The following is a 10,611-nucleotide window of genomic DNA, read 5'->3' as shown; positions in this document are numbered from 1 at the left end:
GCCCCCCCCCCCCGCCGACCTGACCGACAGACAACGCGATACCCATCCGGTGCTGCATGCGCCGCGCCGCCGCTACCGCGATGCGCGCGGCCGCTTCGTCCGCAATGCCGAGGTGACCGTCAAGCTGCACCCGGCGCCGCGCCGGACCAGCCTGTTCGTGACCTCCGAGATGGCCGACTTCATCAAGGCCGGCGGCCTGGGCGACGTGGCCGCGGCATTGCCGCGCGCGCTGCGCAGCAGCTGCGACATCCGCGTGCTGATCCCGGGCTATCCGTCGGTGCTGCGCACGACCGGGCCGCTGGAGATCGTCGGCCGCATCGCCGCGCATGCTGGGCTGCCGGATTGCGCGCTGGGCCGGGCCGAGCGCCCCGATGGTCTGTGCGTGTACGTGCTGCTGTGTCCGCAGCTGTTCGAGCGGCAGGGTTCGCCCTACGTGTGCAGCGAAGGCCGCGACTGGGAAGACAACGCGCTGCGCTTCGCCACCCTGTCCCACGCTGCCGCGCAGATCGCCGGCGGCCAGGCCGGGCTGGACTGGACGCCGGAGCTGCTGCACCTCAACGACTGGCCGTGCGCGCTGGCCGCCGCCTACGTGCGCTGGTCCGGCGGCCGCACGCCGTGCCTGCTGACCATCCACAACCTCGCCTACCAGGGGCTGTTCCCGTATGCGATGGCCGGCGCCCTGGGCATCCCCGCCGAGGGCCTGCAGGACCTGGAGTTCTACGGGCAGATGTCGTTCCTGCGCGCGGGCATCGTCCATGCCGACCATGTGAATACGGTCAGCGTCAGCTACGCCGCGCAGATCACCGGCCCGGCGCAGGGCTGCGGCCTGGACGCGCTGCTGGCGCGGCGCGCCGCCAGCGGCCGCCTCAGCGGCATCGTCAACGGCATCGACGCCAGCTGGGACCCGCGCACCGACGCGCACCTGCCGGCGCACTTCGGCGTCGGCCAGATCCAGGGCAAGCGCGAGAACGCGGCGCAGGTGCGCCAGGCGTTCGGCCTGCTCGACAGCGACGGTCCGCTGTTCGCGGTGGTCTCGCGGCTGGTGCACCAGAAGGGCCTGGACCTGATCTGCGAGGTGGCGCCGCAGATCGTCGCCGCCGGCGGCCAGATCGTGATCATCGGCGGCGGCGAGCCGCAGATCGAGCAGGCGGTGGCGGCGCTGGCGCGGCGTTACCCCGGCCATGTCGGCGCGCACATCGGCTTCGAAGAGCCGCTGGCGCGGCGCATGTTCGCCGGCTCCGACTTCCTGCTGATGCCCTCGCGCTTCGAGCCCTGCGGGCTGAGCCAGATGTACGCGCAGCGCTTCGGCAGCCTGCCGATCGCCCACGCCACCGGCGGCCTGATCGACACGGTGGACGACGGCGTCACCGGCTTCCTGTTCGAGGAAGCCTCGGCCGACGGCCTGCGCCGCTGCCTGCAACGGGTGTTCCGCACCTTCCGCCTGCCGGGTCTGCTGCAGGCGATGCGTCGCGCGGCGATGCTGCGGCCCAGCGGCTGGGAGCTGGCCGGGCGCAAGTACATGGCGCTGTACGAGCGCACCGCCGCCACGACCGCCGGCAACATCCCGGCCGCGGCCAGCGCCACGGTGTCGGCCACCGCGAGTGCCATGGCCGCCGCATGAGCGATCGGGAACACGCCGTGGACCCGGCCGCCGGCGGGGACCCGGCGGCGGACACGGAGGACGACGGCGACGGCCTTGCCCTGCAGGCACTGGCACGCGGCGAGGCGATCGATGCGTTCGCCTGGCTTGGCCCGCATCCACAGGCCGACGGCACGGTGCGGGTGCGTGTGCTGGCGCCCGGTGCCGAGGCGCTGGGCGTGCTCGATGCGCAGGGCAAGCTGATCGCGCGGATGCGTACCCACCCGCAGGCCGATGGCCTGTTCGAGGGCGAGCTGAAGCAGCCCACGCCCTACCGGCTGCGCATCGTGTGGCCGGACGCGGTGCAGGAATGCGACGACCCCTATGCCTTCGAGCCGATGCTCGATCCGGCCTGGCTGCAGGATCTGGCCGCCGGCGACGGCGCCGCCCTGCGTACCGCGCTCGGCGCGCATCACGCCCGCGTCGGCGAGGTGGAGGGCGTGCGCTTCGCGGTGTGGGCGCCGCAGGCCAGGCGGGTGGCGCTGGTCGGCGACTTCAATGGCTGGGACGCGCGCCGGCATCCGCTGCGCCTGCATCCGGAGGCCGGGGTCTGGGAACTGTTCGTGCCCGGGCTGCACGGCGGCGAACACTATCAATACGAATTGCAGGCCGCCGACGGCAGCGTGCTGCCGCGCAAGGCCGATCCGGTGGCGCGCTGCAGCGCCCTGGCGCCGTCCACCGCCTCGGTGGTGCCGTACGCCGACAGCCATGCCTGGGGCGATGCGGCCTGGCTTGCACAGCGCGAGGCCCAGGCCGGCAGCGCACAGCCGCTGAGCGTCTACGAGCTGCATGCCGGCTCCTGGCGCCACGACGGCAACGGCCAGCCGCTGCACTGGGATGCGCTGGCCGCCGAACTGATCCCCTACGTGCGCGGGCTCGGCTTCACTCACATCGAGCTGCTGCCGATCGCCGAGTACCCGTTCGGCGGCTCCTGGGGCTACCAACCGCTGGGCCTGTACGCCCCCACCGCGCGCCATGGCGACGCCGACGGCTTCGCGCGCTTCGTCGACGCCTGTCACCAGGCCGGCATCGGCGTGTTGCTGGACTGGGTCGGTGCGCACTTCCCCGACGATGCGCACGGCCTGCAGCGCTTCGACGGCAGCGCCCTGTACGAACACGCCGACCCGCGCGAAGGCGTGCACCGCGAGTGGAATACGCTGGTCTACAACTACGGCCGCCCGGAAGTGGTGGCTTACCTGATCGGCAGCGCGCTGGAGTGGATCGAGCGCTTCCACGTCGACGGCCTGCGCGTGGATGCGGTGGCGGCGATGCTGTACCGCGACTACGGCCGCAACGCCGGCGAGTGGATTCCCAACGCCCATGGCGGCCGCGAGAACCTGGAGGCGATCGCCTTCCTGCGCCGGCTCAACGACGAGATCGCGCAGCGCTTCCCGGGCGTGCGCACCATCGCCGAGGAATCCACCGCGTGGCCGGGTGCCACAGCGCCCACGCAGCAGGGCGGGCTGGGCTTCAGCCACAAGTGGAACATGGGCTGGGCGCACGACACCCTGCGCTACCTGCAGCGCGATCCGCTGCACCGGCAGCACCACCACAGCGAGATGAGCTTCGGCCTGGTGTACGCGTTCTCCGAGCATTTCGTGCTGCCGCTGTCGCACGACGAGGTGGCGCGCGGCAAGGGCTCGCTGCTGGCGCGCATGCCCGGCGACGCCTGGCAGCGCTTCGCCAACCTGCGCGCCTACCTGGCCTTCATGTGGGCGCATCCCGGACGCAAATTGCTGTTCATGGGCTGCGAGTTCGGGCAGTGGCAGGACTGGGACCACGACCGGCCGCTGGACTGGGTGCAGGCACAGCAGCCCGAGCACCGCGGCGTCGCGCGCCTGGTCGCCGACCTCAACCGGCAGTTGCGTGCGTTGCCGGCGCTGTACCGCAGCGACCGCAGCAGCGACGGCTTCGAATGGAGCATCGCCGACGATCACCACAACAGCGTGTTCGCCTTCGTCCGCCACGACCGCGATGACGATACGCCGCCGCTGCTGGCGGTGAGCAACTTCACGCCGACCGTCCACCACGATTACCGCGTGGGGGTGCCGCGTGGCGGACGCTGGCGCGAGATTCTCAACAGCGACAGCGGCTATTACGGCGGTTCCAACCAGGGCAACGGCGGTGTGCTGTCGACCCTGCCGCAGCCGATGCACGGGCATGCGCAATCGCTGGCGCTGACCTTGCCGCCGCTGTCCACCCTTTGGCTGCAACCGGACCTTTGACCATGGCCACGACCGCTGTCTCGACCGATTCCTCCGCCGCCCCGCGCGCGGTCCTGCGCCCCGGCGCCTGGCCGGGCGCCAACGGCGAGGTCGCCTTCGCGCTGTGGGCGCCGGATGCCGAACGCGTGGAGCTGGTGTTCGGCGACGATCGGCGGCAGCCGCTGCAGGCGATCGGCGACGGCTACTTCGCCGCCACCCTGGCCTGCGCGCCCGGCACCCGCTACCGCTACGCCATCGACGGCGGCACCCCGGTGCCGGACCCGGCCTCGCGCTGGCAGCCGGACGGCGTGCACGGCGCCAGCGCGGTGCTGGCCACCGACGGTTACGCCTGGCGCCACGGCGACTGGCGCGGCCGGCCCTGGGCCGAGACCGTGTTCTACGAACTGCACGTGGGCACTTGCGGCGGCTACGCCGGGCTGCGCGCGCAGTTGCCGACCCTGGCCGCGCTCGGCGTGACCGCGATCGAACTGATGCCGCTGGCCGAATTCCCCGGCCGCCACAACTGGGGCTACGACGGCGTGCTGCCTTACGCGCCGGCCTCGGCCTACGGCCATCCCGACGAACTCAAGGCACTGATCGACGAGGCGCACGGCCTGGGCCTGAGCGTATTCCTGGACGTGGTCTACAACCACTTCGGCCCGGACGGCAACTACCTGGGCCAATACGCCTCGCGCTTCTTCCGCGAGGACGCACCCACGCCGTGGGGCGCGGCGATCGATTTCCGTCTGCCGCCGGTGCAGCGCTACTTCATCGACAACGCGTTGATGTGGCTGCACGAATACCGCTTCGACGGCCTGCGCCTGGATGCCGTGCACGCGATCGTGCCCAACGCCTTCCTCGATACCCTGCGCGAGGCGATCACGGCCAGCGTGGCCGACGGGCGCCACGTGCACCTGGTGCTGGAGAACGAGGCCAACCAGGCCGATGTGCTGGAGCGCGGCTACAGCGCGCAGTGGGACGACGACTTCCACAACAGCCTGCACGTGCTGCTGACCGACGAGCACGAGGGCTACTACGCCGGCTTCGCCGACGCGCCGGCGCAGCACCTGGCGCGGGTGCTCGGCGAAGGCTTCGCCTTCCAGGGCCAGGCCGACCATCGCGGGCACGCGCGCGGCGAGCCCAGCGGCCACCTGCCGCCGCACAAGTTCGTGATCTTCGCGCAGAACCACGACCAGATCGGCAATCGCGCCCGCGGCGACCGGCTGATCACCCAGGTGAGCGAACCGGCGCTGCGCGCGGCGCTGGCGCTGACCGCGCTGACCCCGATGATCCCGCTGTTCTTCATGGGCGAGCCGTGGGGCAGCCGGACCCCGTTCCAGTTCTTCACCGATTTCGCGCCGCCGCTGGACGAGGCGGTGCGCGAGGGCCGGCGCCGCGAGTTCGCGCACTTCGCCGCCTTCGCCGACCCGGAACAGCGCGCCACCATTCCCGACCCCAACGCACCCAGCACCTTCCAGGCCTCCATCGCCGACATCAGCGACGCCACCCATGGCGACGGTGCGCGCTGGCGCGACTGGTTCGCGGCGTTGATGGCGCTGCGCCGCCAGCACTTGGTGCCGGCGCTGGCCCAGGCCAGCGCGCTGGGGGCGCGGGTGATCGGCCCGAAGGCGGTCGCCGCGGGCTGGCGCCTGGGCGACGGCGAATGGCATGTGGCGGCCAACTTCGGCGACGCGCCGGTGGCGCTGGACTTGCCCGGCAGCACCGTGCACGCGGAGAACGCCGGCGACGACGCCGCGCAGTTGCCGCCCAACGCCTTCGTCGCGCGCTACCGGCCCGGCAACGCCGCATGAGTTCCCGCTGTCGCGACGCCATCGCGACAGCGTCCCCGGCACGCTGGCCGCCTCGTTAGCTGCCCACCGCCGCGCACGCGCCGCCAGCGCGTGCGGGCGGGACCGCGGCGGATTTCCCTTTTGCCTTGCTGCCCGGTTCGCCCTGCCCATGACCGACACTTCCCTGCACATCCTGGCCGACGCCGCCGGCCTGCTGGTCGACTGGATCGATGCCGGCGACACGCCGCGCACGGTCGCCGACGACACCCTGCGCCACGTGCTCGGCGCACTGGGCCTAGACGCGCGCGACGCGGCCACCTGCCGCGACAGCCTGCGCCGGCTGCAGGCCGATGCCGCGCTGCCGCCGCTGCTGACTGCCGACGTCGGCGCGCCGGTCGAGGTCGGCGCCGCGCCCGGCACGGCGTACCGGCTCGACAGCGAGGACGGGCGCGCGCTGCACGGCCACTGCGACGCGCAGGGCCGCCTGGTCGCACCCGATACCGCCGGTTACTGGACGCTGCAGCATGGCGACCGCCGCACCACCCTGGCGGTGGCGCCGCCACGCTGCTACGGCGTCGCCGACGCGGTGGGCGCGGCGCAGCCGCGGCGCTGGGGCCTGTCGCTGCAGGTGTACTCGGCACCGGGTGCCTACGACGCCGGCATCGGCGACGCCGATGGCACCGCCGCCTGGGCCGCGCGCATCGCCGCGGCCGGCGGCGATGCCATCGCGCTGAGCCCGGTGCATGCGGCGCGACCGATCGGTGCGCACTACAGCCCCTACTCGCCCAGCGACCGCCGCTTCCTCGATCCGCTGCAGGCGGCGCCGGCACGCGTGCTCGGCGCCGCGGCCGCGCAGCGCGCGCTGGAGGCGGCCGGGCTGGCGCAGGCCTTCGCCGAGGCGCAGACCCGCCCGCTGATCGACTGGCCGGCCTCGGCTGCCTTGAAGTGGCAGTGGCTGCGGCAACTGCATACCGACTTCGGCCAGGCCGATGCCGCGCTGCACGCCGACCTGGCCGCGTTCGAACGCGACGGCGGCAGCGCCCTGCACGCGCATGCCGCGTTCGCCGCGCAGGACTTCGGCGATGCCGATCCGGGTCTGCACCGCTTCGCGCAGTGGCTGGCCGCGCGCAGTTGGGCCGACGTGCAGCGGCAAGCACGCGCCGACGGCATGGGCATCGGCCTGATCGCCGACCTGGCGGTCGGCTTCGACGCGCATGGCGCCGAGGCCGCGGCATGGCCGCAGGCGGTGCTGCAGGGGCTGGAACTGGGCGCGCCGCCGGACGCGTTCAACGGCGATGGCCAGGCCTGGGGCATCTGCGGCTATGCGCCGACCGCGCTGCGCGCGACCGGCTTTGCGCCGTTCATCGAACTGCTGCGCGCGGTGATGCGCGATCGCGGCGGCGTGCGCATCGACCACATCCTCGGCCTGCTGCGGCTGTGGGTGATTCCGCGCGGCGCACCCTCCTCCACCGGCGTGTACCTGCGCTATCCGCTGCACGACCTGCTGCGCCTGCTGGCGCTGGAATCCTGGCGGCACCGCGCGATCGTGATCGGCGAGGATCTGGGCGTGGTGCCGGACGGCATCCGCGCCGAACTGTCGCGCCGCGGGGTGATGGGCATCGACGTGCTGCTGTTCACCCGCGACCGCGCCGGCGCGTTCCTGCCGCCGGCGCAGTGGCGCCCCGACGCACTCGCCACCACCACCACCCACGACCTGCCGACTCTGCGCGGCTGGCGCCGCGGCGAGGACATCGACTGGCGCCGGCGCCTGCAACTGAGCGACGCCGCGCAGCAACATGCCGACCACCAGGCACGCACCGACGATGTCGCGCGCATGGACCAGGCGGTCGCCGCGGCGCTGCCGCCCGCGCAGGCCGCCGACCCGGAACTGGGCGCGCTGCGCTTCGTTGCCGCCACGCCGTCGCCGCTGGCCCTGCTGCCGGCCGAGGACGCGCTGGGCCTGGACCAGCAACCCAACCTGCCCGGCACCGTCGACGGCCACCCGAACTGGCGCCGGCGCCTGCCCGCACCCGACGCCGCCGCGACCGCGGCCACCCTCGCCACGCGCCTGGACGCCTTCGCCCAGACCCGCCAATCCACTGCCACCGCCGCGCAAGGAGCCGACGCATGCGCATGATTCCCCTGCGGGCCACCGCCCGCCTGCAGCTGCATGCCGGTTTCACCCTGCTCGATGCCGCCGCACAGGTGCCGTATTACGCCGGGCTGGGCATCAGCCACCTGTATCTGTCGCCGATCGGCACCGCCGTCCCCGGCTCCACCCACGGCTACGACGTCACCGACCCGCGCCAGGTCAATCCCGAACTCGGCGGCGAGCCGGCGCTGCTGCACCTGTCCGAGCGCGCGCGCAGCCACGGCATGGGCCTGATCCTGGACATCGTGCCCAACCACATGGCCACCCACCCGAGCAATCCGTGGTGGTGGGACGTGCTCACCCATGGCCGGCGCAGCCGCCATGCCGGCTGGTTCGACATCGACTGGCGCGCGCCCGGGCGCGAGGGCAAGCTGTGGCTGCCGGTGCTGGACCGCCCCTACGCGCAGGCGCTGAGCGAAGGCGCGCTGCAGTTGCAGGTGGCCGAGGACGGCAGCGTGGTCCTGCTGCACCACGACCAGCGCTTCCCGATCCGCCTGGACGGCGCCATCGCCCAGGAACCAGCCAGCGCGCGCCCGGCCTGGGCGGCGCGGCTCAACGACGCCGCGCGGCTAGGCGACGACGCCCTGCACCGGCTGATCGAACGCCAGTGCTATCGCCTGGCCTGGTGGCGGGTCGGCAACGACATGCTCAACTACCGCCGCTTTTTCGACATCACCTCGCTGGCGGCGTTGCGGGTGGAGCAGAACGACGTGTTCGCCGCGGTCCACGAGTTGCCGCTGCGGCTGGTCGCCGAGGGCCATCTGGATGGCGTGCGGGTCGACCACGTCGATGGCCTGGCCGATCCCACCGGCTACGTGCAGCGGCTGCGCACGCAACTGGACCGCGCCGGCCGCCGCCGCGGCATCGCCCCGGGCGGCATCGCCCTGTATCTGGAAAAGATCCTGGCGCCGCACGAGCAGTTGCGCAGCGACTGGCCCTGCGACGGCACCACCGGCTACGACTTCATGGACCAGGTCGCCGCGGTGCTGCACGACCCGGCCGGCGCCGAACCGCTGACCGCGCTGTGGCGGCGCTGGAGCGGCCGCAGCGGCGACTTCGGCCAGGAGCAGCGCGCCGCGCGCGACGAGATCCTGCAGGGCTCGCTGCAGGCCGAGTTCGTGCGCACCGTGCAGGCGCTGGGCGCCGCCGCGCACCTGGATCCGCTGACCCGCGAGTTCAGCCCGCAGATGCTGGCGCGCGGGCTGATGGCCTTGCTGCGGCACTTCGAGGTGTACCGCACCTATGCCGGGCCCGATGGCCTGGACGACGACGACGCGGCGCGCCTGGCGCAGGCCGCGCAGCGCGCGCGTGCCGGCGCCGAGCCGCGGGTGTGCGCGGCGATCGATGCGATCGAGCGCTGGAGCCGCGACGGCCGCGGCACCGGCAAGGCGCAGGTGGCGCTGCGGCGGATCGTGCGCCGGCGCCTGGAACAACTGTCGGCACCGCTCAACGCCAAGTCGGTGGAGGACACGTCCTTCTACCGCCACGGCGTGCTGCTCTCGCGCAACGAGGTCGGCAGCGAGCCGGACGTGTTCGCGCTGACGCCGGAGGCGTTCCACGCGGCCAACGCCCTGCGCGCGCAGCGCTATCCGCGCGCGCTGCTGGCCACCGCCACCCACGACCACAAGCGCGGCGAAGACGTGCGCATGCGCCTGGCCGCGCTCAGCGCGCAGGCGCCGTGGTGGGAGGCGCAGGTGGGGCGGTTCCAGGCGCTGTCGGCCGACCTGCTGCCGGCCGGTAGCGCCGCGCCGCTGCCCGGCGACCTGCTGATGCTGTGGCAGATGCTGGTGGCGGCGTGGCCGCTGGAACTGGCGGTGGACGACGCCGACGGCCTGCGCGACTACGCCGAGCGCATCGGCGCCTGGCAGCTCAAGGCCGCGCGCGAAGCCAAGCTGCGCACCCACTGGACCTGGCCGGACGAGGACTACGAGCGCAATGCGCGCGCGCTGCTCGACGCCGCACTGCTGCAGCCTGCCGGCGCCGCACTGCGCGAGGCGCTGGCGCAGGCGGCCGCGGCACTGGCCCCGGCCGGCGCGCTCAACAGCCTGGTGCAGACCACCCTGCGCCTGACCCTGCCCGGCGTGCCCGACCTGTACCAGGGCAGCGAGGGCTGGGATCTGTCGCTGGTGGATCCGGACAACCGCCGCCCGGTGGACTACGCGCTGCGCCAGGCCTGGCTGCGCGATGCCACCGCAGCGGACGCGCTGCTGCAGGACTGGCACAGCGGCCACGTCAAGGCCTGGCTGACCGCACAGCTGCTGCAGCTGCGGCGCGCGCATCCGGACTTGTTCGCGCACGGCCGCTACACGCCGCTGCAGGCGCAGGGCCCGCAGGCCCAACACGTGCTCGGCTTCGTGCGCGAACACGAGGGCGCCTCGCTGGTGGTGGCGGTGCCGCGGCTGGGCGCGGCCGCGCAGGCGCTGCGGCCGGACGCGCCGCTGCGGGCGCAGTTCGATTGGCGTAACACGGTTCTGACACTGCCGCAGGCACAGTATCGCCCGGTGCTGGCCAGTGCTACCGTCGACGCGACGTCGGCCATTGCGGTGTCGGCGCTGTTCGCCGAGTTCCCGGTGGCCGTGCTGGTCGCCTCCCCCTGATCTCGCAAGAAGCCATGGACGCAGAAACACGCCAACGCCGCATCCGCCAACTCGCACACGAAATCTGGGAAGCCGAAGGGCGACCCGATGGCCACGCCGCCCGCCATTGGGCCATGGCCGAACGCCTGGTGGCCGCGGAAGCGGCCGCCGAAGCCGATGCCGAGGCGCTGCCGCCGTCGCAACCGCGACGCAGCGCCGGCAACGGCAGCACCTCTTCCTAAGGATCCTT

Annotated in this window: 6 protein-coding genes; all 6 read left to right on the top strand. The window is 73.2% G+C overall.

Going from position 1 to position 10,611, the window contains the following annotated elements; genetic code table 11:
- Positions 1–19 precede the first annotated feature (19 nt).
- Positions 20–1,621 (top strand): glycogen synthase GlgA, encoded by a 1,602-nt coding sequence (gene glgA, locus CEK65_RS14175; RefSeq protein WP_226980581.1) that lies wholly within the window; start codon positions 20–22, stop codon positions 1,619–1,621.
- Between the two features lie 80 nt (positions 1,622–1,701).
- Entirely contained in the window at positions 1,702–3,864 is a 2,163-nt protein-coding gene (locus tag CEK65_RS14170; RefSeq protein ID WP_343192915.1) for a 1,4-alpha-glucan branching enzyme, read from the top strand.
- 2 nt (positions 3,865–3,866) lie between these two features.
- Positions 3,867–5,654, top strand: coding sequence for a malto-oligosyltrehalose trehalohydrolase (gene treZ, locus CEK65_RS14165; RefSeq protein ID WP_193314798.1), 1,788 nt, complete (start codon positions 3,867–3,869; stop codon positions 5,652–5,654).
- Between the two features lie 148 nt (positions 5,655–5,802).
- Positions 5,803–7,770, top strand: a complete 1,968-nt coding sequence (gene malQ, locus CEK65_RS14160) for a 4-alpha-glucanotransferase (RefSeq protein WP_152182136.1) — start codon at positions 5,803–5,805, stop codon at positions 7,768–7,770.
- The gene (gene treY, locus CEK65_RS14155) at positions 7,767–10,382 is read left to right on the top strand and encodes a malto-oligosyltrehalose synthase (RefSeq protein WP_152182140.1); all 2,616 of its coding nucleotides are present in this window, start codon (positions 7,767–7,769) and stop codon (positions 10,380–10,382) included. The genes malQ and treY overlap by 4 nt, the downstream gene beginning before the upstream one ends.
- A 14-nt stretch (positions 10,383–10,396) precedes the next feature.
- On the top strand, positions 10,397–10,603 hold the full coding sequence (locus tag CEK65_RS14150) for a DUF2934 domain-containing protein (protein ID WP_081613481.1): 207 nt from the start codon (positions 10,397–10,399) through the stop codon (positions 10,601–10,603).
- The last annotated feature ends 8 nt before the right edge of the window (positions 10,604–10,611 follow it).

The sequence above is a fragment of the Xanthomonas sp. LMG 12459 genome (genome assembly GCF_009192905.1).
In the GTDB taxonomy this organism is placed as follows: Bacteria; Pseudomonadota; Gammaproteobacteria; order Xanthomonadales; family Xanthomonadaceae; genus Xanthomonas_A; species Xanthomonas_A sontii.
Note: the sequence above shows the minus strand (reverse complement) of the source record. Positions and strands in the feature narration are given on the sequence as shown.